17 protein-coding genes are annotated in these 26,033 nt (G+C 62.6%); 9 read left to right on the top strand and 8 right to left on the bottom strand.

Annotation, left to right across the window (positions count from 1 at the left end):
• Positions 1–60 precede the first annotated feature (60 nt).
• Positions 61–906 (top strand): LysR family transcriptional regulator, encoded by an 846-nt coding sequence (locus GV027_RS06790; RefSeq protein ID WP_159511372.1) that lies wholly within the window; start codon positions 61–63, stop codon positions 904–906.
• 206 nt (positions 907–1,112) lie between these two features.
• Here the strand turns inward: GV027_RS06790 and GV027_RS06785 are convergent, their stop codons facing one another.
• Positions 1,113–1,301, bottom strand: coding sequence for a hypothetical protein (locus GV027_RS06785; RefSeq protein ID WP_159511371.1), 189 nt, complete (start codon positions 1,299–1,301; stop codon positions 1,113–1,115).
• Between the two features lie 317 nt (positions 1,302–1,618).
• Here GV027_RS06785 and GV027_RS06780 point away from each other — a divergent pair, with 317 nt between their 5' ends.
• Positions 1,619–1,885 (top strand): hypothetical protein, encoded by a 267-nt coding sequence (locus tag GV027_RS06780; RefSeq protein WP_159511370.1) that lies wholly within the window; start codon positions 1,619–1,621, stop codon positions 1,883–1,885.
• Positions 1,886–2,043: 158 nt separating this feature from the next.
• Here GV027_RS06780 and GV027_RS06775 read toward each other — a convergent pair whose 3' ends face one another.
• Positions 2,044–2,205: a hypothetical protein gene (locus GV027_RS06775; protein WP_201302590.1), complete on the bottom strand. Its 162-nt coding sequence runs from the start codon at positions 2,203–2,205 to the stop codon at positions 2,044–2,046.
• 224 nt (positions 2,206–2,429) lie between these two features.
• On the opposite strand from GV027_RS06775, the gene GV027_RS06770 reads away from it, so the two are divergent.
• A complete protein-coding gene (locus GV027_RS06770) occupies positions 2,430–3,467 on the top strand; it encodes a cupin-like domain-containing protein (RefSeq protein ID WP_159511368.1) in 1,038 nt (345 codons plus the stop codon).
• A gap of 78 nt (positions 3,468–3,545) precedes the next feature.
• Here the strand turns inward: GV027_RS06770 and GV027_RS06765 are convergent, their stop codons facing one another.
• Together GV027_RS06765 and GV027_RS06760 are read right to left on the bottom strand one after the other, a co-directional pair.
• Positions 3,546–7,028, bottom strand: coding sequence for a glycosyl hydrolase 2 galactose-binding domain-containing protein (locus tag GV027_RS06765; RefSeq protein WP_159511367.1), 3,483 nt, complete (start codon positions 7,026–7,028; stop codon positions 3,546–3,548).
• A 97-nt stretch (positions 7,029–7,125) separates the two neighbouring features.
• The gene (locus GV027_RS06760; protein WP_236559083.1) at positions 7,126–8,061 is read right to left on the bottom strand and encodes an ROK family protein; all 936 of its coding nucleotides are present in this window, start codon (positions 8,059–8,061) and stop codon (positions 7,126–7,128) included.
• A gap of 259 nt (positions 8,062–8,320) precedes the next feature.
• On the opposite strand from GV027_RS06760, the gene GV027_RS06755 reads away from it, so the two are divergent.
• The 4 genes from GV027_RS06755 to GV027_RS06740 all read left to right on the top strand — a co-directional run bounded on the left by GV027_RS06755 (position 8,321) and on the right by GV027_RS06740 (position 16,227).
• Positions 8,321–11,500: a TonB-dependent receptor gene (locus GV027_RS06755; protein ID WP_236559082.1), complete on the top strand. Its 3,180-nt coding sequence runs from the start codon at positions 8,321–8,323 to the stop codon at positions 11,498–11,500.
• Positions 11,501–11,587: 87 nt separating this feature from the next.
• Positions 11,588–13,159 carry a tryptophan halogenase family protein gene (locus GV027_RS06750; RefSeq protein ID WP_268893555.1) on the top strand — a complete coding sequence of 524 codons (1,572 nt, stop codon included), beginning with the start codon at positions 11,588–11,590 and terminating at the stop codon, positions 13,157–13,159.
• On the top strand, positions 13,152–14,459 hold the full coding sequence (locus GV027_RS06745) for an ROK family transcriptional regulator (protein WP_159511365.1): 1,308 nt from the start codon (positions 13,152–13,154) through the stop codon (positions 14,457–14,459). The genes GV027_RS06750 and GV027_RS06745 overlap by 8 nt, the downstream gene beginning before the upstream one ends.
• A gap of 424 nt (positions 14,460–14,883) precedes the next feature.
• Positions 14,884–16,227: a glycoside hydrolase 5 family protein gene (locus GV027_RS06740; RefSeq protein WP_159511364.1), complete on the top strand. Its 1,344-nt coding sequence runs from the start codon at positions 14,884–14,886 to the stop codon at positions 16,225–16,227.
• Positions 16,228–16,239: 12 nt separating this feature from the next.
• Here GV027_RS06740 and GV027_RS06735 read toward each other — a convergent pair whose 3' ends face one another.
• Genes GV027_RS06735 through GV027_RS06725 form a run of 3 tightly spaced genes read right to left on the bottom strand, consistent with a single transcriptional unit; the run spans position 16,240 to position 20,701 of the window.
• On the bottom strand, positions 16,240–17,751 hold the full coding sequence (locus GV027_RS06735; protein WP_159511363.1) for a tryptophan halogenase family protein: 1,512 nt from the start codon (positions 17,749–17,751) through the stop codon (positions 16,240–16,242).
• A complete protein-coding gene (locus tag GV027_RS06730) occupies positions 17,748–19,214 on the bottom strand; it encodes a tryptophan 7-halogenase (protein WP_159511362.1) in 1,467 nt (488 codons plus the stop codon). The genes GV027_RS06735 and GV027_RS06730 overlap by 4 nt, the downstream gene beginning before the upstream one ends.
• Positions 19,211–20,701: a tryptophan halogenase family protein gene (locus tag GV027_RS06725; protein ID WP_268893575.1), complete on the bottom strand. Its 1,491-nt coding sequence runs from the start codon at positions 20,699–20,701 to the stop codon at positions 19,211–19,213. The genes GV027_RS06730 and GV027_RS06725 overlap by 4 nt, the downstream gene beginning before the upstream one ends.
• A gap of 217 nt (positions 20,702–20,918) precedes the next feature.
• Between GV027_RS06725 and GV027_RS06720 the strand changes: the two genes are divergently transcribed.
• Positions 20,919–24,425: a TonB-dependent receptor gene (locus GV027_RS06720; RefSeq protein WP_159511360.1), complete on the top strand. Its 3,507-nt coding sequence runs from the start codon at positions 20,919–20,921 to the stop codon at positions 24,423–24,425.
• A 36-nt stretch (positions 24,426–24,461) separates the two neighbouring features.
• Positions 24,462–25,622, top strand: coding sequence for a cupin-like domain-containing protein (locus GV027_RS06715; protein ID WP_236559081.1), 1,161 nt, complete (start codon positions 24,462–24,464; stop codon positions 25,620–25,622).
• Here GV027_RS06715 and GV027_RS06710 read toward each other — a convergent pair.
• Positions 25,619–25,993, bottom strand: coding sequence for a hypothetical protein (locus GV027_RS06710; RefSeq protein WP_159511358.1), 375 nt, complete (start codon positions 25,991–25,993; stop codon positions 25,619–25,621). The two genes, GV027_RS06715 and GV027_RS06710, sit on opposite strands and share 4 nt — an antisense overlap.
• Between the last annotated feature and the right edge of the window lie 40 nt (positions 25,994–26,033).

Here is a 26,033-nt window from a genome sequence, read left to right as displayed (position 1 = left end):
CATGGCGGCATTTACCAATTAAATGGTTGAATGAGATTCATTCTATAATAGAATGAGGCGATGCTGGACCCCAGGTTGCTGCGCACTTTCGTCGCCGTCGCTGATGCAGCGAGCTTCACGATCGCCGCGGATCGTCTCAATTCCACCCAATCGACCGTCAGCCAACATCTGGGGCGTCTGGAGACCGCAACCGGTCGGCAACTGATCGACCGGGCGGCACGCCCGATCGGACCTACCCCGGCGGGCGAACGCCTGCTCGGCTATGCACGACGGTTACTGACGCTCCAGGCCGAGGCGGAAGCGTTGCTCGCCGATCCCGCCGGTACCGCGACCATACGCATAGGTGTGCCCGACGACATCGTGACGGCACCAATGAGCCGGAGGTTCGCTGAGTTTGCAGAATGCCATCGCAACATCCGGCTTGATGTGACAACCGGATTGAGCAGGGATTTGTCACGACGGTTTCGCGCTGGTGAGTTTGACATCGTCATCGCCAAGGAGCCGGTTGCCGGTGACGACGCTCGCGCTAGCTTTCCCGAACCGCTCGCATGGTTCGAGAGCTGCGAAATGTCCGAGGCCTGGCCTGATCCGATTCCCCTTGTGACGTTCCCATCGGGCGGACTTTACCGTGATCTTATGATCGATCGGATTGAACGCGAGCAGCGACTATGGTACATCGCCTTTACCGGAAACAGTCTCGGCAGCGTGCTTTCAGCCGTAGAGGCTGGGCTTGGCGTGTCTGTGCTGCCCATCAGCACCGTCGCCGCACATGCGGTTCGTGCCAGTTCAATTTTTACCGCAGATGCCCCGTTGGTGGTGTCGATCTACGCCTGGGAAAGCGATGGCGCCACGGGAGAACTCCTCGCTGCAATGAGCAAAGTGCTGTCGAATCGACCAATCGCTTAGATCAAGGGAAGTTTCTCAACGAACGTGATGTACGTGCGTACGCTTTCCGCTTCGATCGTTGCTGACTCCGGTGATAGGCTACTGAAGGCTGGCCGCGACAGCACGGCGGCTCAACATCTGGAACGCATTCATTTTGGCAAATGGGGGGCCACGTAGCCGGCTGATCCCGTGCGCTATCGTGCGAAACAAGGGTTCCTTAAGTTGGCTCACTGAAGGATATTTGCCCCTTCAGACATCAGCGCGTCGGGTGGATCAAGAGTGTCGATCGCGTCTTGAAGCCGACAAGCGGCAAGCGAGGCACCGGCGAGGTCGAGGAGCGTCAGCGCTTCGCGCATTAGGCGCAGTGCATGAACGGCAGCAACGATCGGCGGGTCGTCTGGTGAGGGCTTATTCATAGCGCAACTATACTCCGTTTCCATATATCACACACGTTCGCTGTCGGAAAGCCAGTGCTTATCGCACAACTCCGACTTGAACACGATTAAGGCCTTGCTGCTGCTCGGTGGCGGCCTTTCGGTCACCTTCGGCGCGAAAGGAGTTGGAGCCGTGGGCGGTGACAAATTGTGGCGGCTGCGCTGAGGATGAAACCTGCGCCGTGTAGGGCATCGCTGTCGGGATAGCCGCTCGGGAGATTTTGCAGATAGTTGGCTTGCAGCGTCCATACGAGCAAATTAGATTTACGTCGCATATGTCTATCGGTCAGCGCCCCGACATGCTCACGGTCGAGGAGCAGCACGCTGCCATCCTGTCCTGTTGCGACGATCTGCTTGCTGCTTTGCGTGCCATCCCGACCGGTGATGTGGGCCAGATCAGAATGCGGCTGGCGGCGTTGCTGCATGCCAATCTGGTAACAGAAGAAGCGCAACTCATCGGACCGCTCCGACGTCTCGCCCTAGCCGATCGGCCGCGGCTATTCACCGAGTTGAGCTCGGAGGCTGCAAACTTGCGGATTCGCTATTCCGAACACGTGGGCCGCTGATCCCCGAACGTGATTGCCGGCAACAAGGTTGCATATTTTCAAGACGCTACCGAACTCGTAGTTCTGGTCAAGTTACACCTAAGCAGAAAGAGAGCGGTGCTGGCCGATTGGCGGCGCATGTTGGTGACAATAAACAGTTCAGGTCATTAAGGTTGGGATCAACCTGCGTTCGCGTCCGCCCGCGCCCAGCCCCAGACGTGCAGCGGCCGGTCACGCTGCAGTACGGTATGGTCGCTGAACAGCCGCGGCAGCTTAAGCTGTGCCGCCGCCGGTGATGTCGCGTTGGCAACGAGGAGTGCGGCGTAGAGCAGGAGCTTCATGATCGACATTATGCCTGACGTGCGGCGCTGACCTCCGCGATGTCTTGCCGACAGAATATCATCAAAGAAGCGCATGACCAGTTGGTATGCAGCCAGAAACCGCCCCTGCCTTGATGCGATGGCAAAGGCGCCGCGTTTCGGCAATCGTGGCATGCGCATTGGCGCAGCGAACGGTCTTCAGCTTCGAGGTAACCGACGCTAGAAGGCGGCGAGGAGAGCCGGTTATGACGATTCACGCCCAGGTCGATGAAACCGGCCCCGTCGATGCGGCCCAGTTCGCAGAAGAAATTGCGACGCGGGACCGGCCCATCGTGTTGCGCGGTCAGGCGAGACGGTGGCCCGCCGTTGCGGCAGGGCTCCGCTCCGACGAGGCACTGGTCGATTACATGAAGGCGATGGACCGCGGACGTCCGGCCGAAGTGTTGATCGGTCCGCCGGAGATCGATGGGCGCTTCTTCTACGATGCGTCGATGCAGGCCTGTAATTTCCAAAAGCGGTTCGGCTCGCTCAGCGGACTGCTCGACAAGCTGCTGTCGATTCGACGGGAGGCGGAGCCGGTCGCGCTCTATGCCGGCGCTGCCGCGGCGGACGATCACCTGTCCGCCTGGATCGCAGACAATCCCCTGTCGTTCGATTTGCCGGGTGCCAAGCCGCGGATCTGGGTCGGCAATCGTACGCACGTCGCCACGCATTTCGACGAGGCAAGCAATGTCGCGGTGGTCGTGGCGGGTCGGCGACGTTTCACGCTGTTCCCGCCTGAACAGGTCGGCAACCTCTATGTCGGCCCGTTCCACTTCACGATCGCAGGGCCGCCGGTAAGTATGGTCGATCTCGAGGACCCGGACCTCGAACGCTATCCTAAATTCGCAGACGCCATGGGCCACGGACTCGTGGCCGATCTCGACCCCGGCGATGCGCTCTTCATTCCGCCGATCTGGTGGCATAGTGTGAAGGCGACGGCCGCGTTCAACGTAATGGTGAATTATTGGTGGGCCGAGCCGCACGCGCTTTCGCCGATGGGCGCGCTGAGCCACGCCGTCCTCGCGATCCGCGATCTCGCCCCGGCCCAGCGCTTGGCATGGCGGCGCTGGTTCGACCATTATGTGTTCGACGACGCGGCGCCGGACGCCGGCAATCATCTGCCGGCGCATGCGCTGGGCGTGCTCGCGCCGCCATCCGAAATGCGCAATGCCCGGTTTACGGCGCAGATTGCCGAGGCTCTAAGTCCGCCGCAAATGCCCGCGGCGCGCAAACCAAGCTAAAGCGCTTTGTCAGCTAGGGCGTCGTTAGGATGACCCAGCCTGCGAAGTCGGCGCAACCGAAGTTGCGCCGGCCGGTCGCTATTGCGCGCGCCCAGTGCTGACGGTCTGGGGTGCGAGCGTGATGAAGCGATCTGACTGCGCAACGTTCCATCCACGCAGCGTCAGCGCGGCCGCCGTCTGGCCCGTGGCTTTGGGGTAGCGGATGTCGATGCGCTTTTCCTCGCCGGGCAGCAGCGCAACGTAATTGTCGCTGTAGAATGCGGGCAGGACGCGTTTGCCCTGTGCATCGATCAGCGTCAGCTTGGCGTTCAGCGCCGGAACCGCGGTTCGATTGGCCAGCGTTACCGTCACGACGTTGTCCGCGCCGTCGACCGCCTGGGCTACGACGGAGCCGGTCAGCGCAACGCTCTGTAGCGTGTTCAGCATCCGGTAGGCGGCTTCGTCTTTGCCGCGCCAGTAGAAATTGTCGGCAACCGTCTTGCCCGCCCGATCGATCAGTTCGAGCTTGACCAGGAGCATTGGGTTCAACGCGAACAACCGGTCGAGCGGCACCGCTGCGAGCGGCGTCGCCATGTTGGCACCCGCATCGACGCGATCCTCACGCGTGAAGAGCTCGGCGTTGTCGAGCCCGACGACACGCGTGCGGACTTTTAGTCCAGGTTGCGCCTCGCGAGTCGTATTGAGCACGACCAGTTCATTGCCCGGCAGGTTGAGCTGAACGTGAAGCGGTTCCGCAGCCTTCTTCGCACCGTAATAAGAGGCTTGGGTGTCGTAGTCCCAGCTGTAGATCTGCCACGTATTCGAAGGCCATGCAGGATGCGTCATCCACAGCAGTCGACCCGAGTTCTTGGTCCACAAATGACCGAGAAACCCTTCGTACATCGCTTTGTGCGTCTCGAGGTTCATCATCTGCGACTTGCGCTCGAAGTCGGCGAAGCTGGTCCCGGGCCCGAACATGGTGTCGAGCGTGGTCATGAACGTCTTGGTGTCGCCGTTCCCCGCAAAATGCCAATCATGATAGGCCAGCGTGTCGCTGAGCGGCCAGGTCTCGCTGTCGGGCATGTTGGCGCGTACAGATTCGAACGTGGAGAGCGACGGCGTACCCGTCTCTACCGAGAAACCAGTGGCGAGGCCGGTGAAATAGCCGACCGGTGGACGATAATTGTACGGTCCCGACCCCTGCAGGTTGACGACGTTGGAGCTGCCCGTGAACCACCGCGTGCCATCCTCGCGCGCGATCAGGTCGTCGAGGCCTTCGTTCAACGCCGGGTAGGGCACCCCCTCGTTGCGGCCGAACCACAGGATGATCGACGGGTGGTTGCGGTAGCGGCGAACCACGTCGTCGGCGTTCTTCAAGAACAGTGCCGGATCTTCCGGCTCGACCTGGAAATTCTGGGTCGATTGCCAGAAATCGTTGAGGATCATCATGCCGTTTTCATCGGCCAGGTCGTAGAATTCCTCTTCCGTATTGTTGCCCATCCAGTTGCGGATAACGTTCATGTGCGCCTCCTTCTGGAGACGGAAATAGGGTGCGAGGCGCGCGCGTCCGACGCGCTTCATCGCATCGTCCATGCCCCAATTGCCGCCGCGCGCGGCAATCTGCACGCCGTTCACGCGGATCGTCAGATGCGGTTCGGGCATCGTCGCCTTGACCGGTGTCACCGCCGGGGAACGCTCGCCTTGCGGCGTCAGCGATTCCGCCCAGCCGTTGGAGGACTGTTTGATGGCCTGATGGCGAACATCGATCAGGCGCTCCCCGCGCAGGCTGCCGTCGGTGAACTGGAGATTGACCCGGCGCAGGGCCCCCGCCGCATCGAATAGCGACAGGTCGTAGCTGACTTCGCGAATTCCGAACTTTTCGGTGCGCGTATCCGAGAGCTGGCCGTCGGCCAATGCTTCCAGCGAAAGCTGATAGAGAGCTTGCTCGCCATAGCCGTTCGGCCACCATAATTTGGGATTGGCGACGTGAAGCTGCGCGAACTCCTTAGGGTTGAAGACGACCTTCGTCTCACCGGGCGGCGCGATGACCGTCTTCTCCACTCGGACGCCGCCAAACGCTGCACGCACGGTGACGCTGGCGGCGGTCGCACCAGCGTTCTCGACTGGTACGGTGATATAGACGTCGGCGCTGTCGGTACGCGGCAGGGGCAGGTCGGTGACGACATGCGGGTCGAGCAGTCGGACGGTCCCATGCGCGAGCAATTCGACCGGCCGCCAGAGCCCGGTGTTACGGTCGCGAATGCCCGGTATCCAGTCCCAGCCCTCGGTTGCGACGAAGGTTGGCCCGTCGATAGCAAGCTGGCCCCCGTTCTCGCCGACACCGGCGCTGATCGACTGCTCGTGTGGGATGCCGGGATGCGGTGGTGGCGAGACTCGGACCGCGACGACATTCTCGCCGGCGACCGGCACGAGATCGAACTGGCCGCGGATGAACGCGCCGTGGGTGTCGCCGAGCTTGCGGCCATTTGCCCAGACGTCAGCGGCATAGTTGATGCCACCGAAGACCAACGTCAGGCGCTTGCCCGCGGCGGCGGCCGGCACCGTAAAGCTGGTGCGGTACCAATAGTCCTGACGTGCCAGACTCTCTGGAATCTTGAGGTTGTTGAGCCCGTAATAGGGATCGGGATAGACGCCGCGGTCGACCAGTGTGGTTAGGACGGTGCCCGGCACGGTCGCCGCACGCCACGTGCCCGTGGCAGGGCCCGGACGGGACAGGGTGGTGGCATTTTCGCGGACCTCGGGGGCTGCGGCGAGCTGCCAGCCATTGACCAGCCAGCGACCGTCGCTTTCGCGCGCCAGTCCCGTCGGGGGCAGGGGCAAGTGCGCGATCGGCGCCGTGGTCGCGCTCACGCGCGCCTTCGGCAAGGTCCAGGCATCCTGCTGCTGGGTAAGGCCGATATTGGCCTGCTTCTGGAACGGCCAGCCGACGCCGACCTGCCAGAATTGCACGAGATCGAAATCCGGCCGCGCTTGGATGGCGGCCGTGATCTCGCTGGCGCTCAGCGCCGCGCCGTTGAGCTGCGCCGCAACCAGCGATCCGCCAAAATGACGAGGCGCTTTAGCGCCGTTCGTCACCGGTGCCACGGCGAGGCGGGCGACGACTTCGCTCGGGTGGTTCGCGACGGACGCGACGACGCGACCATCGACATAGAGGGTCAGTGTCCGTCCGTTCGCCACAGCGGCGACATGCGTCCACTTGCCGGCGGCCAACGCCGGTCCGCCGGTTACCCGTGTCGCTCCGTCCATGGCAGTCGCACGCCCATTGGTAAGGTCGAGGCAGCGACAGGCCTCCAGCGGATTACCGACGGCCAGCAGCAAACCGTCCGCGCCGGCCTCGCTTGGGCGAACCCAAGCGGAGAGCGTCCAGGGAGCGTTGGCACGGACCGCTACGTCGGCGCCGGTCAGATCACGCTCCACCCCGGTCCCGCCTTCTAGGATGGCAACGTTGTAGGGCCCGGCATTCGCGATCGCCGGCGGCATGGTCGGCACCACGGCTTGGGCGGCCAGCGAGGAAGGAAATGCTGCACCGAGCAGCAGTGCGGCTAGTGGCGACGATCGCATGGATAGATCTCTCCTGAGTTCCTGGCTCGATATTCTACCGGCCGGTTGGTTCTTATGTTCGTCGTGCCAGACCTTGGGTCGGTCAGGCGTCCCCAGTTCACAGTCGTGCAGCGCCGCGCACGCCTGACGCGTCGCCCCAGCGCGCGGGCACGATACGACCCTCCCATAGGTCCGAGAAGGCATAGCGGCGGACGATGGACGGAAGTTCTTCATAGATCTCGGCGACGTTCGACATGCCTCCGCCCAATACAACGACCTCGGGGTCCAGCAGGTTTGCAACCATGGCCAGTACGCGTCCCAGCCGGTCGATATACGCATCCAGTGCAGCTCGGGCAGTGGGATTCCCGGCGCGGGCGGCTGCAACGATCTCGGGGGCGCTGAGCGACAAACCATGTTCTGTCCTGGCGGCACGCGCGAAACCCGTGCCGGAAACCCAGCTTTCGATACACCCCGTCAGGCCGCACCAGCATGGCGGCGGAGACAGTTCGTCGCTGCGCGGCCAGGGTAGAGGTAAGTGCCCAATCTCGCCGGCAATGCCGTGGGCGCCGTCGAGACACGCACCCGAGAGTACGATGCCGCCACCGACGCCCGTACCGATCACCAGCGCGAAGACGCTGCGCGCACCGGTCGCGGCGCCATCGGTGGCCTCGGACAGCGCGAGGCAGTTCGCGTCGTTGACCAGCCGGACCGGTCGGCCGAGAACAGATGTGAGGTCTTCGGAGAACGATCGACCGTTCAGGTAAAGAGAGTTGCTGTTGCGCATCACGCCGGTACGTGGCGACGGCGATCCAGGTGCGCCGATGCCGACGGTACATGCCGTGCCCCCCGCGATGTCGGCCGCTACGACGAACTCGGCGATCGCAGCTACCGCGCTATCATACGTGCCGGGATTGGGAACCCGCTGCTGCCACAGCGTCTCACCGTCTGCACCTAGCAAGACGGCTTCGATCTTGGTGCCACCAAAGTCGATCCCTAAAGCCGGTACAGATGCTGACTGCGGCTCGATAGCCCGAGCAGCGATACTGTTTTGCAAGGCAATCTTCCTCTCATTACTCGCGTGACCGCTGCCCGGCCATCGTCAACCAAACATGCCAGCGATTGTTAAAAACGCAAATTGATTTTGTTATTGACCGGATCCACCGGACGATTAAACACGGGACGTCGAGACAACGGAAAGTTGCGGCTGGCAGGCAGGAGAGGGTGGGGCGATGAGTCGCCGATCGGCTCGATCTTAGCATGCTAAAACGTTCGCCAGTTCCTGGCGATTTCGGGTGCTGAGGGAGACGGTCGAAATGTTGCGTGCACGTTCCAAGAATATGTTGATGGTCGCGGCCTCCGTGACGGCGCTGGTGAGCAGCGGCACCGCACTCGCGCAGCAAACGTCTACGACCCAAGGGGTGTTGCAGAACGCGCCTACCGACCAAGCCGCATCGCCGTCTGCTGTTGCTGCCGATCAGACGAGCGAAGCTCAGAACCCGACCCCGCCCGCTAGCGACGCGGCTGCTGAAACGCAGGACATCGTGGTTACGGGTATTCGTGGATCGCAGCAGCGCGCGGTCAACCTCAAGCGCGATGCCGCGTCGGTCACCGACTCCATCTCGGCCGAAGACATCGGCAAGCTGCCCGATGTGACGATCTCGGACTCGCTCCAGCGTATCCCCGGCGTGCAGATCCGCCGTGATGCCGGTGAGGGCGCGGCGATCAATATTCGCGGCCTGCCGCAGGTTACGACGTTGCTCAACGGCGAGGCCTATCTTGGCGCTCAGTCGATCACGACGATCCAGCCGAACTTCAACGATATCCCGTCGCAGCTGTTTGCGGGCGCGGACGTCATCAAGTCGAGCACGGCAGACCTGCTCAACGCGGGTATCACCGGCACCGTAAATTTGCGCACGCGTCGTCCGTTCGATCTCAAGAAGGGCTTCACCGTCGCTGCCGCTGTCGAGGGCGCCTACGGCGACAAGACCAAGGAGTTCGATCCGAACCTGAACGGGCTCTTCGGCTTCCGGGGCGAGAAGTTCGGGTTCCTGGTATCGGGCGCTTATTCGAACCTGCATCTTTCGAACTCCCACAACGGGATCCAGGAAGGCTACGGGGCCGCGCTGCACAACGAGCAGTTCAATACTGCGGCCAACCCGACTGGCGACGTCAACTCCAGCAACGGCTTTTCGCCAGCAAACCGTCCCAAGGGTACGATCGTCGGCACCGGCCGCGACGTGAACGGCGACGGCGATGCCAACGATGCCTTCATCGTCCCGCAGGGCTTCACCGCCTGGGACAAGGTCAACCAGCGCGAGCGGATAGGCGTCAATGCCTCGGCGCAGTGGGAGATCAGCGACGCCCTGACGCTGAATGCTGATGCATTCTTCACGCGCCAGAACGAGAATGATCGCACCGCTGGCATCCAGATGCAGAACGTCAACTGGCAGGCCGGTGAATTTGTGCCAGGTCAGTCGCGTAACACCGGCTCGACCGTGTCGCTTAGCAACGGTGGCGTCACACGCGATTATGATCTGAACACCACGCAGGTCTATAATTATGACCTGGGTAATTTTGATTCCTACGCACAGAATGACAAGTTCAAGTCTCAGTCGCAGAACTACAATGCCGAGCTAAAGTACGACAATGGCGGTCGGTTCAAGGCAAGCCTGCGCGGCGTCTACGGCAAGGCTTATTCGAACTACGATCAGAGCTATCTGCAGTTCAGCCCGTCGAATGGCGCGCAGTGGCAGCCGGGCGGGATCGGCCATTATCCGACCGGCGACGTGGCGTTCAATCCTGGTGGCTATGCGGTCAACACGATCGCGGGTCCGGCGTCGTTGCCAGCGACGGTCGATTTCACCGGGAACCAGCCGGTGTTTACCTTGCCATCGCAGTTGACATCAGCACTCGGCAACATCGACAACTACGCGCTAAAGACGACATCTTCGGAGGGTAACTATCGCCGCAAAGGCGATCTTAAAATCATCCGCGGTGACGTTTCGTACGAGGCCAATGACAGTGTAAGCCTGAGCGCCGGTGGCCGGTACAGCGAGCGCTCGGTCGATGACTTCGAGTTCGATCGCGCCGCGCCGCTTTATGCGGGGCAGGCGTCGCAGCCGGGCGGTTGCTTGGTCAAGTGGAAGGCATTCGACGTACCGCTCAATGATGCCTCCTGCTATGCAGGTACGGGCACGATCGGAACCGCGAGCTTCAGGCCTTACACCTCGGGAGTTGTTCGCAAGGCCAGCGACCCGATTTTCAACGGACAGGTCAAGCAGTTTAACCTGCCGGGTGCTGGCCTACCACCGATCTACGTGCTTGATCCCAAGGCCATGGACAACGCGCTCGCGTTCCAGAACAGCTTCTACCCGGGCAACGTCGAGATCCAGAACCCGGGTGCGTCGTTCAACGTCGGCGTGAAGCAAATTTCGGGCTACGCACAGCTCAACGTCAAGGGTGACGTGTTCGGTATTCCTGTATCCGGCAACGCCGGACTCAAGGTCATCAACACCAAACTCGACATCACCCAGTTCGTGACCGGTTCGCCGCGCCCCTACGGCGTCGCAAACACGATTAACGGTACGGTCGAGACCAAGCGGAGCTTCACCGACTTCCTGCCGGCGTTCAACTTGGCGTTCAACTTCGCCGACAACCTGAAGCTGCGCCTCGCCTATTCCAAGACGATGACGCTACTGGATCTCAATCAATGGGGTGGTGGACTTAATCCGAACTACGCGATCGACACGAGCAATCCGGGATCGCCTGTGTTCCGCGTCACGGGTGGTAGCTCGAACGGAAATCCGCAACTCGACCCCTGGCGCGCCACGAACGTCGAAGGCTCGCTGGAGTATTACATCGGCCGCAGCAGCCTGCTGAGCGTTGGCGCATTCTACATCGACGTCGCCAGCTTCATCCAGTCCGGCAACATCGTCCGAACCGATCTACCGGACAATGACGGTGTGGTCCGTAACCGGACCGTGTCGATCAGCACCCCGGTTCAGGGTGACGGTGGCACGCTCAAGGGGGTCGAAGCGGGTGCCAAGCTGTCGTTCAACGACTTCGGTTTTATCCCGACGGTTCTCTCCAACTTCGGCATTGATGCCAACATCACCTATTCACCGTCGGATTCGGGCGCGGTCGATTTGAAGGGCGACTCGATCCCGTTCCAGGACAATTCGAAGATCCAGACCAACCTTGCCGGCTTCTACCAGGACAATCACTTCCAGGCTCGCGTCGCTTGGAATTACCGTTCGAAGCGCGCGGTCCAGCAGGACTTCGGCGGCATCCGAGGTCTCGAACTGTATCAGCAGCCGACGAACTACGTCGATGCATCGATCAGCTACGACTTCACGCCAAATCTGACGCTGTACGCGCAAGGGTCGAACCTGACCGGCGAGTATGAAAAATACTATCTGACCTTCCCGGATGAGAAAGCGTACAACAACATCTATGAGCGCCGGTTCATGGCGGGCGCGCGTTTCAAGTTCTGATCTGCGAATGAAACTGTAAGCGCCCGCCATCCTGTATAAGGGGGTGGCGGGTGTTTGCGTGGCAACGCATTTGATGGGGGACTAGGCGTGACGGACGGAGCAGGAGCAACGCGTAAGTCAGGACCGCTGCGCTCGATCGTGATCGTCGGCGGAGGGACCGCAGGGTGGATGGCAGCGACGCTCCTCGCGCGCAGGCTCGATCGTCAGTCCGTGACCATCACGGTAGTCGAATCCAGCGATATCCGCGCGGTGGGGGTCGGCGAGGCGACCGTCCCCGGTATCCGAGATTTCTTTCGGGAAATCGGCGTCACCGAGCAGGAGGTTATGGCGGCCGCGCAGGGCACGGTGAAGCTCGGGATCGAGTTCGTCGACTGGAAGCGCGAGGGCGAACGGTTTTTCCACCCCTTTGGCTTGTACGGGATGAGATCGCGCGGGGTGGCGTTCCACCATTACTGGCGCAAGCTGAACGCAGCTGGGCAACCTACTCCGCTGTCCGACTTCTGTCTTGCAACTGCGCTTGCCGAGCGTAACCTCTTCATGCGGCCAACCGACAGTCCGGTGCATGACCTGCTATTCTTCGATTGGGCGGTACATTTCGACGCAGGCCTGTTTGCCAAGTTCCTGGCAAAAAAGGCAGGCGAATGGGGCGTGGAACATATCGATGCCACCATCACCAATGTTCTCGTCGATAAGGGCACAGGTTTGGTTTCCAGTGTCGATACACAGTGCGGCAAGACGATCGCTGGCGACCTCTTCATCGATTGTTCGGGCTTTCGATCGATATTGCTCGGCGATGCGCTCGGCGTACCGTACGAGGATTGGACGAACCTCCTCCCGTGTGATCGCGCGGTCGCGGTGCCGTGCGAACGAGCGGGACCGCTTACCCCATATACGCGCAGCACGGCGCTGACTGCCGGCTGGCAATGGCGCATTCCGCTGCAGCACCGAGTCGGCAACGGCTATGTCTATGCGAGCCGCCACATTTCGGATGACGAGGCCGTTGCGACTTTGAAAGGCAGGCTCGAAGGCGAAGCGCTGGCCGAGCCAAACATGATTCGTTTCCGTACCGGTCGTCGGACTGCATTCTGGCAGGGGAACTGCGTCGCACTCGGGCTGGCTGCTGGATTTATGGAACCGCTGGAATCAACAAGCATTACGCTAATCCAGACCGGGTTGGAGAAGTTGCTCGCGTTGCTGCCTGATCGGGCTTTCGATCCCGCGCTGGCGGAGGAATACAACCGGACCACGGGCCTCGAATATGAGCGGATCCGTGACTTCCTCATACTGCACTATTTCGCCAACGACAGGCGAGGTCAGCCTATGTGGGATCGCTGTAGGGGCACCGCACTGCCCGAGCAGGTGGCGCGGAAGTTGAGGTTGTTCCAGGCACGCGGGCACCTCGTGCGCTATGAATGGGAATCGTTCCAGGATCCGAGTTGGTTGTCGATGTACGCCGGTTTCGGCATCGATGCTGCGGCTCACGACCCACTGGCGGATCACTTCTCCGTATCCGATCTCGAAGCGGCGTTCGCACGGATGAAGGGATCGATCCGTGACGCCGTTGCACTTGCCGAACCGCACGAGACGTTTCTCAAGTCCTTTGCCAGCGCCTCGGCCCTTCCCGCATTCCAGTCGATGAGTCGCGCCATCGATGCATAGGCCGTTCAATCTCACCGTTTCCTCCCGTTCGACCAAGAGCAACATCACTTCGGACGATCGCGCTGTCCGGCTCGGGGCAAGTCTGTCGGGGACCAACCTGGAACGGGCAGCGGACTACAACCAACGCGTCGTGACGCAGATCATTCGCCGCAATCCCGACATCACGCGAAAAGAGATCGCGGTGATGACCAACCTGGCGTCGGCGACGATCTCCAACATGGTGGCACGATTGTTGGCGAGGGACCTGGTGATCGAGTCCGGGCAGCGCCTGGGCCGCTTGGGACAGCCGGCGATGCGTCTCCGAATCAACCCGGAAGGAGGGTACGCCATCGGCCTCGACGTCGATCGCGACCATGTCACCATCGTATCGATCGATCTGGCCGGTACGGTCCGCTCTCGATTTACCCGACGGTTCGCATCAGCATCACCTAATGACGTCGTACGTGTCGTTCAGGAAGGCATTGCTAGAATCAAGCGAGCCGATGGGATCCGCTTCGACCGGATCCTGGGGATGGGCGTCGCGATGCCCGACGATCTAAGACGTGGCGATCCGCCGCACCGCTCGCACTGGTACAAGAATTGGAGCGACGTCGAAATTCGGAGATTGCTAGCCTCCGTCGTTCCTTGGTCGATCCATATCGAAGACCATGTCGCCGCCGGTACCATCGGCGAGGCGCAGTTCGGTGACGGACATAATCACACGAGCTTCTTCTATATTCTGGTCGGCGGAGAGCTCGACGGCGGGATGGTTATCGATGGTACCTTTCATCGCGGCGCAAACGCACGCAGCGGAGGACTCGGCTGCCTGCCGCTCGGCCCCGATCCGACCGAGGTGTTGCGGGACGTCGTGTCGTCGTCGGCGTTGTCGAACCGACTGGAGACTGCAGGATTCGGCGTAGCACTCTCGGATCCAACGCGAGCATTCCCCCCGCAGTACGAGCCACATATCGCTGCGTGGCTGGAGGACGCTTCGGACGCACTCGTGCCTGCGTTGACCGCCGTAGACCGTCTCCTGGATCCGGCCGCGGTGATTATCGCCGGGCGGCTGCCGGTTGACGTTCTGGACCGTCTTGCCGCCGCGGCGCATCGTAAGCTCGTCGCGGCTGTTCCCGGCAGGACAGGAACTGCACCCATCGTACGTGCCGGCCTGTCGCGCGATGCGCCGGCTATCGGCGCAGCGACCGTGCCGTTGCTCGATCGCATCCTGCCGTCCGATGCTATTCTCCTGAAGCGTCGTAGGTCGGTCCGGACGCCTCTACTCGATGCCGTCCCGGCCCGCATGAGGAAGGCAGACCCATGATCCAGACCGAAACTAATTCGGCGACGACGAGATCGCTGCTGCGAAGCTCGATGCCGACAGTCGGCTGCTTACGCGTGTGCAAACCTATCCAAGCGATCGTGGTCAGTGATCAGCGACTTTCCAGGCGGCTCACGAACATCGAACATGGATGCCGATGCGAAAAGCGCAGTCGCGATTCACGACCGCTTGCCTGCTATCATGGATCGCTCGGGCTTCGCCGATGGATGGAAGTGCCGGATCGTCGCGGCATACCGGGGCGACCCGTCTCGCGTACGAGATGCCGTGAGATTCGGCGGCATGAGCGGCCCGTGCGTCTCCGCCGCCAGGTGCGGACTTTGGAGAAGCCGTGGATTGGGCGAAAGCCCATCCGGTGCACCATGACGGCCCTGGCGGCCCCCATCATTATCAAAGCAAGGACAGAGCAATGCTCGACCGCCGCACTGTAATCGCCGCCGGCATGGCACTGACCGCAACCCAGAGCGTGGCGAGCCCGCGCGTGCCGCGGCCAGGGCGTCCGGTAGATCCCGCGATCGTCGGCGTCGATGGCATGCAACTGCGTCGCCACGGCAAGCCGTATCGCTTCGTCGGGGCGAACATGTGGTATGCCGCGTGGCTGGGCGGTGCGGCGGCGCCCGGCGGAAGGGCGCGGCTGACGCGCGAATTCGACCGTCTGCAAGCACTGGGCGTCCGCAATCTGCGTATCCTCGGTTCGGCCGAACTGTCCCCACTCAAGAATTCGATAACGCCCGCGTTCCGCGATAAGGGGGCCGTCTACAACGAAGCGCTTCTGACGGGCCTCGACTGGACGCTTGCTGAAATGGCGAAGCGGGGCATGACCGCGGTCATCTACCTGACCAACTTCTGGGAATGGTCGGGTGGGATGATGACCTACCTCTACTGGGTGAATGGGGGGCGCTACATCAACATGAACGATCCCGCGCATCCCTGGCCGGAGTTTCCCGATCGGAATGCCGCGTTCTACACCGACGCGGCCGCACAGACGCTGTATCGCAACTACATCCGCGCCGTCGTTTCCCGGACGAACACGGTAACCGGGCAGCCCTACGCTACCGACCCGACGATCATGGCCTGGCAGCTGGCCAACGAACCGCGCCCCGGCGGGTCCGATGCGGTCGCGATACCGAACCTGCCCGCATTCTATCACTGGATCGACGGCACCGCGCGCTACATCAAGATGCTCGACACCAATCATCTGATCTGCACCGGATCGGAGGGACTGAAGGGATCGATTGAGCGAGAGGACGTCGTGCTGGATGCACATCGCTCCTCGGCGATCGACTATGTCACGACGCACATCTGGCCGAACAACTGGAGCTGGATGGAGGCGGGCGATCTGGCCGGGACCTATGACGGCGGGGCAGCCAAGGTCGCCGACTACATCGCGAGCCACGTGCGCCTTGCTCGACGCCTCGACAAGCCACTCGTCATCGAGGAGTTCGGGTATCCGCGCGACGGCGCCGATGCATTCGATCCGTCGATCGCAACGACGTACAAGGATCGCTTCTACGGCCAGATCTATGCCGCGATCGAGGCGGACGTTGTCGCCAGCGGTCCACTTGCCGGGTCGAACTTCTGGGCCTGGAACGGCGAGGCCCGGTCGCAGCATGCAGACCACCGGTTCCAGCGGGGCGACTTGGCCTACATGGGTGATCCACCGCACGAGCCACAGGGCTGGTACGGCGTGTTCGACAGCGATGCCGGTACGCAGGCGGCGATTCAGACGCACGCCGGTCGACTGAACGTCTAGGCAGTCACGACGTCACCGACCCGGCGCGTCCCCCAGCGCCGCCAGCGCGGCGGCATGGGTGGGCATCGCGCCCGCGGTCACCAGGTTGGCCGCGCGCATCTGACGCAGAGTCGCCGCCAACCGGTCTTCGTCAAGGGCATCAACGATAGGGTCGTAGCCTGTCGGCATGATGTTCTGGCCAAGCATCACCGCCACCCAGCTGGGGATCGCGAACAGCTCGTCGTCATAGCGGAAGACGCGACCCTTCTCGCGGAAGAGGGCGATCTTCGCAGCAAGGCTGTCCGGCACCGTCATCGTGCCGACATGCCGCCAGAAGGCGGAGTCGCGGCGTCGCGTAGCGTGATAGTGCAGGATGATGAAGTCGCGGATCCCGCAATAGGCATTGTCCATGTGGCGATTGTATTCGTCGCGTTCCACCTGGGTGAAGCGACGATCGGGAAACAAGCCGAAGAGCTTCGAGATCCCCTCCTGGATCAGGTGGATGCTGGTCGATTCCAGTGGCTCGAGAAAGCCGCCCGCCAGTCCCAGCGCTACGACGTTGCCCTCCCACAGCCGTATGCGTCGTCCGGCGGTGAAGCGCAGCCGCCGCGGTGTCGCGACGGGCGGCGCGTCGAGGTTGGCCAGCAGCAGTGTCTCGGCATCCGCGTCGCTCGTGAACTGGCTCGCATAGACGTAGCCGTTGCCGGTTCGGTGCTGGAGTGGAATACGCCATTGCCAGCCAGCCGGCCGCGCGGTCGACCGCGTGAAGGGATGGATCGGCTCGGTACGGGTCGTCGGGACGGCGAGGGCGCTGTCGCAGGGTAGCCAACGCGACCAGTCCTCGAACGGTACGTCCATCATCCCGCCCAGCAACAGGCTGCGGAAACCCGAGCAGTCGATGAACAGGTCGCCCTGCAATGCACGACCGTCGTCGAGGCGGACGGCGGCGACGTGACCGGTCGTCTCGTCGCGGTCCACGGTCGCGATACGCCCCTCGATCCGCACGACGCCCTGCGCCTCGGCACGTTCGCGCAGGAAGGCGGCGTAGCGACCGGCATCGAAATGATAGGCATGAGCGAGACCGGACTGCGGCGATCGCGGATCGGTAGCGGGCGGGGCGTAGCGATCGTGCGCGGCGGCGACGCTGGACATGGCATAGTCCTCGATCCCGCCGATCCCCCGACGACCGCGTAGCTTCAGCCATATCTGGTGGAAGTTCAGACCTTCGAACGTGCGACCATGCGTGCCGAAGGGATGGAAATATCGGTCGTCACCGGTATCCCACCCGACGAACTCGATCCCCAGTTTGAAGGTACCACCGGTGGCACGCAGGAAGTCGGCCTCGCTGATGCCCAGCAGCCGGTTGAAGGCAAGAATCGGCGGTATGGTCGCCTCGCCGACGCCGACCGTCTGGATCGCATCGGATTCGACGAGCGTGATCGTCCGCTGACCGTCGTCGAGAAACCGTGCGGCGGCGGCGGCCATCATCCATCCCGCGGTACCACCACCGACGATCACCACGCGCCTGACGGGACCGGCCGTCATCGGCGCACCGCCAGACGCGCATTCGACGCCGCCGCAGCGGGAAGACGATCGACCGCCGTCCGCAGCGCACCGGCTGCGGCTTCCAGCAATGCCCGCGTTTCCACCGGATCGACCGCCGCGGCGACCGGATCGCGACGCCTGGGCCGGATGCCCTGCCCAAGCAGTACGGCGCGCCAGACATCGGCGCTGACGCTTTCGTCGTCACGGTGCGGCAGCGTACCGCGCTGCGCGAACTGCGCGAGCGTGGCGATGAGCTCTGGCGGAGGACCGTCACTGTCCAGATCTGTCCGAACGCTGTCGCGGCTCGTCATGGTCCAGTAGAACGCGGCGAGAAAATCACGCATGCGATCCGCGCGGGCAGCAGCGCGGCGGTTGTATTCGGCGATCAACACCGGCTCCATCATGCGATCCGGCAAAAGATCAAGGGCAAGGTCGAGCTGTGCCAGTGCCAGCGTGAAACCACCACGACCCAGTGGTCCCGGTTGCACACTCGCATCGCCCAGCGCGAGGACGTTGCTCGTCCATCCCCGCCTGCGTCGTCCCGGTTCGAAGACGATCGGAGGGTTCTCGGGGTCTTTGGCCGCTGATCGGCGGAGGACATGAGCCTCGTCGGTGGTCGCCGCACGATAGCCGACTGCATGGACCAAGCCTCGCGGATCGGACCAGCGTGCAGACCAGCCTGCAACCGTTTTGCTATAGGCATCGATCAGCGACGTGGTCGTGCCGGGCCTGCGATTGAGAATAAGTTTGTCGCACGGCAGCGCGCCGATCCAGTCGACGCGCCCTTTTTCGGCCGCTCCATCCTCGATCGCCAGCCGCGCATCTGGTCCGGTGGCGTCGATGAACAGGTCCGCCGTTATCTGCCTGCCATCGGTGAGATCGATCGAACGGATGCTGCTGTCGTCGCCCCGGTCCACTTCCGCGATCGCTGCCCTCGTCATGCGGACGCCGACATCGCGCGCAGCGACGGCGAGGGTGTCGCCGAACGAGACCGGATCGAAGACCAGACCATGTTCGACCTCGGAAGGGATCGTCGTCGCTCGGCTGTCGGCGAGCACCGCGGATGGGAATAACGCATGGAACGGAAGCGACGTGCCGGCACGAGCCGCGTCCAGCCAGCGCTGATGCAAGGCGCCGGGACCGGGTACGGGTATCGGCGAGCCGTTGACGGTCGACCAGGAACGGCCGTCAAGGCTCCAGTCGTCAAACCGCCACGCGAGCGAGGGAATCGCGCGGCCGTTGGCAATCATCGTCCGGTCGTCGATCCCGAGGCGATCAAGGATCGGCAGCACGGCGTGCCACGCCGTGGGCAGGGTATCGGCGAATGCCGCGGCTTCGATCGGCATCGCCACCAGCGTCACTGTAGAGCGCGGCAGCGCGCGGGCGAAGGCGATCGCCGCCGCCAGCGCGGTCACGCCACCACCGAAGACGGCGATGGAACGCAGCCCGATTCCATCGCTCATGCCGTTGCCCTCTGCAGGTAAGCCGCATGATCGGGCATCACTGCGACCCGATCGTGGATCGAACGGCGCAGCGTGTCCAACGCGCGATCGAGCGCGGCGCCGTCGGGCAGATCGGCACGCTGGTCCCAGCCTTCGGGAACGATGTTCTGGCCCAGTAGAACGGCCACCCAGCTCGGTTCGAGGAAAAGACCGAAACCATATCGCGGCACGTGCGCCGAGCGCCGCCATAGGGCGATCCGATCGGCCAACGAGTCCGGTATCGTCATCGTCCGCATGTGGTTCCAGAAGGGCGAGTCGTTCCGGGCCGTCGCGTGATAGTGCAGGATCAGGAAGTCGCGGATCCGGTCGTAGTCGGCATCGACCGCGGCATTGAATCCGTCGCGATCTATAGCCTCGACGACACGCTCGGGGAAACGCTCGATCAAGTGCGTGATCGCCATCTGCACCAGATGAATGCTGGTGGACTCGAGGGGTTCGAGAAAGCCCGAGGCCAGCCCGATCGCAACGACGTTGCCAACCCAACTGCGCCGACGGCGGCCGGCGCTGAAGCGCAGCAGGCGCGGTTCGGCCAGCGGTGGCGTATCCAGTGCCGCCAGCAACGCGTCCCGTGCACCCTCATCGTCCAGAAAACCGCTCGCATAGACATAGCCGTTGCCGACGCGGTGGCGCAGCGGAATCCGCCATCGCCACCCCGCGGGCATCGCGGTCGCCTGCGTGAACGGTTCGATCGGGCCATCCGGGCTTGCGCTGGCCACGGCGACCGCGCGATCGCAAGGGAGCCATTGCGACCAGTCCTCCCACGGCTCGGTCATTGTCTCCCCGAGCAGCAGCGATCGGAAGCCCGAGCAATCGATGAACAGATCGCCTTCCGTGCGGCGTCCGTCGGCGAGCACCAACGCCGCGACACCGCCGACGTCGTTGCGCTCGACGGTCGTGACGATCCCTTCGGTTCGCCTGGCGCCGCGCATCTGCGCCCACGCTCTCATGAACGGTGCGAAGCGGGTGGCATCGAACTGATAGGCGTAGCCGTAGCTGGTGGTTGGATCGTCCGCATCGCCCTGCGGATGGGCAAATCGGCGATGTTCTGCTGCCATGACGCCCAAGCAATACTCCCCGATAGGGAATGATGGCTTCTGGCCAACTGGCGACGCAGGTAAGCTATGATGTCGGCGCAACCAGTAATGATGGAAGTCGACACCTTCGAACGGTCGTCCGAATGTGCCGAAGGGATGAACGTAGCGATCACCGACATTGGCGAAGTCGCGGAACTCGATGCCCAATTTGTAGGTCGCGTGCGTCGCTGCCATGAACTCCGCCTCGATGATGCCAAGCGTCTTCAGGAACCCGCGCAGGTGCGGCAACGTCGCCTCGCCCACGCCGACGACACCGATCTCCGCCGACTCGACGAGTTCGACTGTGCACGCTGATCCAATTAGCCCGACCAGCGCGGCCGCGGTCATCCAGCCCGCCGTGCCACCACCGAGCACGACGACGCGGATCGGCTCGACATTGATGCCTGAATCCGTCGCGCTGCTGTCATCATGTTGCAATATTGCCACCACACCGATTAATTATTTCAACTTGCGATATTTCGCTTGAGGCTGACTTAGCGCTTAAGTAGCGAAGATCCTAGACGTTGTTAAATAGTCAAGATCCAGACCCTCCAAGTAGGAGGGCGGACGGGAAGAGGGGACTGAAGGGGTGATGTCGAGCTTTGCAGCACGTGCGGTCGAGGGCCGTCATATCCATCGTCTGGCGCTGACCGCGTCAGTCATCGCGCTCACCTGCGCTTCGCAAGCGGCATGGGCGCAGTCGACCGCCGGCGCGAGCGAAAGCGATGCTGCGGTTGCGCAGCAGGCGACCGTCGGCCAGTCCGCCGCTGGCAGCGGCATCAAGAAGCCCGTCTCGGGCTCGACCAATATCGCAGTCCAGGGCCGGGCCGACCAGTCGTCGGTGACGCCAGCCGATATCAGTACCCCGGCCGCGACCGCGGAAGGCGAGGGCAACGACATCGTCGTGACCGGCATCCGACAATCGCTGGCCAATGCGCAGGCGCTCAAGCGCAACGCCGATACCGTCGTCGACGCGATCACCGCAGAGGACATTGGCGCGCTGCCTGATCGTTCGATCAATGAAGCACTGCAGCGCGTGCCGGGCGTGGCGATCACGCGGTTTGCATCCGCCGCAGACGCCCAGCATTTCTCCGTGGAGGGATCAAGCGTCCAAATCCGTGGTCTCACCTATTCGCGTGGCGAGTTCAACGGCCGCGACGCGTTCGCGGTGAGCGCGGGGCGCGAGATCGGCTACAACGACGTTCCCGCCGAGCTCGCCGGATCGATCGAGGTGTTCAAGAACCTGACCGCCGACATGATCGAAGGGGGCATCTCGGGCACCGTCAGCATCAACACGCGCAAGCCGTTCGATAGCAAGGATACGCTGATCTACCTAGCGGGTGGAACGAGCTATGGCGATCTCGCTGAGCGATCCGCGCCGTCGCTCGTCGGTCTGTTCAGCAAGCAGTGGGACACGAGCGGGGGTAGTCGCTTCGGCCTTCTCGTCGGGGGCAGCTATTTCCAACAGTACAGCCGCGCTGATTCGATCTTCACCTCGGGCTTCCTGCCGCGCTTCAACGCGCCGTCCGACGGGGTCGACGGCTATGCAGTAAACGGCGATTTCCAGGGATCGCAGTACGACGGCGTAACCTGCGACGGCAACAATCCCAACGAAGGCCGCATCATCAATGCGGGCCAGCCCTACGCGATCCGCATCTGCGACAGTTTCCAGACGCCTCCTGGTGTTGACACCGTCTATACCCCGAGCGGCGGCGGCATACGGTCCCAGCGTTTCAACACCCGCCGCAACAGCATCACGGCGTCCGGCCAGTTCGAGAGCGCCGACCGGAGCTTCCTCGCGACAGCGCAGTATCTACGTGCGGAGTCACGTACGTCTTGGATCGATCGCTCGATTGAATCGTCTGTCTACTACAACGATATCGGACAGACATTCCCCCTGGCCGGCACCAACTACACCTTCGACGATGACGGCGTGTTCACCAGTGGAACCATCTCTCGGCTCAACAACCGCCAGGCGCATAACGTACCGGCGAGCCAGGCCTGCGTCATCCCAAACGACGGTTCTCCGTACACGAGCACCTATTGCGACTATAGCCAGTTCGTAAACCCGAACGGCAACAATACGTATGTGACAAACCGCTTCAATGATACTCGGACTAAGACACAGGATTTTGCGCTCAATCTGAAGTGGTCGCCCGCCGACCGCCTTCATATCAACTTGGACGGTCAGTATACCGAGGCCAAGTCACGCAGCATCGACGACATCGTCGATGGTTATACCTTCTCGAACCTGTCGCTGGACCTGACGGGCAAGACACCGCAGATCGCGTTCGTGACGCCGGGCTTCGACTCGTCGACATATTTCACCGCGCCGAACAACATCTTCTTTAACGATGCCTACAACAATCGCGCGATCAACGACGGCCATGAATATGCGTTTCGTGGTGACATTCAGTACGACATGTCGGACGACAGCTTCCTGCGCGGCGTACGTGCCGGTGGCCGCTGGTCGAAGCGGTCGCAGACGGTGCGGACCAACGACTACAACAATTGGGGCTCCTTGTCGGCGACCTGGACGGACGAGGGACCGGTCCCATTGGGCGCCTCGCCGAACAGTACGGAAGCGGCCAGCTTCCCCAACTTCTTCCGTGGCGGCTCTTCGGTTCCGCCGGCCTTATTCCTGTCCGATGCCGTCATCACCAACCATGATGCGCTGACCGCGCTTCTGCGCAGCGTCCGCGACCCGCTCAACGGTTTCAGCTACACGCCGATCGAGGATCGGGGCGGTGCAGTCGTCAACGGTCGGACGACGCAGAACCCGAACCTGATCAACGGCTATTTCTTCTCGAACGAGATCTACGACAATTCCGAAGAGACGCGTGCGGCCTACGTCCGCGCCGATTTCGGACACGATTTCGGAAGCTCGGGAATGCGCCTCGTCGGCAACATCGGTCTTCGGTACATCAATACCAAGGACGTCGCCGCCGGCGCGGTGAACTTCCCGCAGACTTCACAGGTACTACCGTCGGGTTTCGGCAGCTTCGCCGCGTATTGCGCGGAACAGACCGGTCCACGCGACGACGGCACGCTTCCGAATGCGTCGCAGGTTCCGGCACTATGTCGGCCAGGGGTCACTGCCGGGCAACAAGGTGCGGCGGTCGCATTCGCGAACGGGCAGTCGGTCCCGCAGAATGCGGTGAACAAGTTCGACAACTGGTTGCCGAGTCTGAACCTCCGTCTGGACATCACACCGAAGTTCCTGGTCCGCTTTGCGGGTTCGAAGGCGATCACCCGGCCCAATTTCGGTGACCTCCGGAACTTCGTGTCGTTGAACTTCAACGGCTCGAACGGCGTGTTCGAGGCTCGGGCGGCGAACCCGTACCTGAAACCCATCAAGGCCGACCAGTTCGACTTCACCGCGGAATGGTATTTCGCAAAGGTCGGGCAGCTGACCGGTACGTTGTTCTACAAGAAGCTGACCGACGTCATCGTCAACAACAGCGGCTTCGTTCGGACGTTTGCCAACAACGGGTCGAGCTACGATCTGGCGCTGACGGGGCCGGCAAACGCCGAGGGATCGACCGACGTCAAGGGTGCGGAAGTCTCGTATCAGCAGACCTACGAGTTCCTGCCGGGTGCCTTGAGCGGACTGGGTATGCAGGCGACCTACACGTACATCGACGCCGGTACCGTCCAGACCTCGCCACCGGCGTTCAGGGCCTCCAGCGATCCCACTCCGTTCGAGGGCGATGGCAACCAGCCGCCAACCGACATCACGGGTCTGTACAACAACCTGCCGCTGGCACTGCTGTCGAAGCACAACTTCAACGTCGCCGGTTTCTATGACAAGTACGGCATCTACGCGCGCGTTGCGTATAGCTGGCGGTCGAAGTTCCTGCTGAACAACCGAGACGAACTGTTCCCGTTCCTTCCTGTATACAGCGAACCTACCGGACAGGTCGACGCGTCGCTGTTCTACACCGTGAACAAGAACTTCAAGATCGGTATCCAGGGCAACAATATTCTGGACGCAACCACGAAGACCCGGTTCCTGTTGAACGCAGATGGACTGACCGCACCACGGACTGCGTTCAAGAGCGACCGGCAGTTCCAGTTCAGTGTGCGCCTGACCTACTGATGCGCGCGGCATGGGCGATCCGTCGGTGGATCGCTCATGCCGGTACATTGCTTGGCAGCGTGGTCGACGCTGCATCGCCGAACGGCAGACATCCTAAGAGGAACGCGCGATTGCCGACACTCAGCGATCTGCACGGTATTGCAGCGACGGACCGAGGACGATTGCGATGGTGCTGATGGCGATGGACGTTCTAGCGGGCGCCAACCGTGTCGAGGAGGTCCGGCACGTGACCCCCGAGCGTTTCGAGAGCGAGATCGTACCCACCTACCGCCCGGTGGTGCTCCGCGGTCTCGTTGCGGAGTGGCCTGCAGTGACTGCATCGTCGCGAGGGCCGCGCGCGACTGCGGACTACATCCTTCGTTTCGACGGCGGGCGCCCTGCCAAGGTCTTCGCAGCTTCGCCGCACGTCAACGTCGCTTCTTCTACAGCAACGACCACACCGGCTACAATTTCAAGAACGCGCAGGTCATGCTGCCGTTGCTGCTGGATGCCCTCGTGGCCGAAGCCGGCAATCCGAACGCGCCCGCGTTGTACGCCGGATCTGCCTCCGCACCCGACAATTATCCCGGCTGGGCGGAAGCCAACCCGCTGCCGTTCGAATTGCCCGATGCGACGCCCCGCCTGTGGATCGGCAATGCGAGCCGCGCCTCGACGCACTATGACGGTTCCCACAACATCGCCGCCGTCGTCGCGGGCACCAGGCGTTTCGCACTGTTCCCCGCGGACCAGACGGCGAACCTGTACATCGGGCCGTTGGAGAACACGATCGCGGGTCAACCCACCAGCATGGTCGATCTGGAAGCGCCCGATCTCGATCGCTATCCCCGCTTCGCGCAGGCGATGGAGTCGATGGTCGTCGCCGAACTGGAACCGGGAGACGCGCTGTTCATCCCCGCGTTCTGGTGGCACGACGTGAAGGCCAGCGGTCCGCTTAACGTGCTGGTCAACTACTGGTGGGGGCAACCGGAGGTCTCTCCGTTCGGCGCACTGATGCACGCCGTCCTGGCTGTTCGGGACCTGCCGCCGGCTGAACGCGCTGCGGTTCGCAGCTGGTTCGATCATTACGTGTTCGACGAAGCTGCGTCCCACGTCGCCGACCATCTGCCCGCGTCGGCGCGCGGCGTGCTGGGTCCACCGTCGCCGCAACGTACACGTTCGATACGCGGCTTCCTGAAGCGCATGCTGGACGACGGCTAGCGCGACGGCGTCACGCGTTCGAATGGCCCAAACCGGCAATAGGGGAAGCCGCCGCCGCCGCCCGATCGCGCTGCGACGGCATCGATCAGTCGGAACCGGTCGCCACCGCATATTCTGCGGCCCTGCTGTTCCTCCAGGACGAGCAGGTACGTCCGGTCGAGTTCGGCCAGATGCGCACACGACGGACCGATCCGACTGCGATAGGTCTTCCCCCCCGTCAGCGTGAAGTCGATCGCGTCAGGGACCTGCGCGCGTCGCGAAACGATCCTCTCGCCATCGATGCACGTAGTGGCAGGCGGCGGAATGCGTCGCGCAGAACCCGGAGCGGCAATCGCCAGAACGATGGCGCCGAACATGGTCTTTCGGTTCATGAATTTACGCTTGGATAAGTCGTTGCAGCGACCCGCCGAT

It is taken from the genome of Sphingomonas sp. T1 (assembly GCF_902506585.1).
Taxonomy (GTDB): Bacteria; Pseudomonadota; Alphaproteobacteria; order Sphingomonadales; family Sphingomonadaceae; genus Sphingomonas; species Sphingomonas aerolata.
This window is presented reverse-complemented; position numbering and strand designations above follow the sequence as displayed.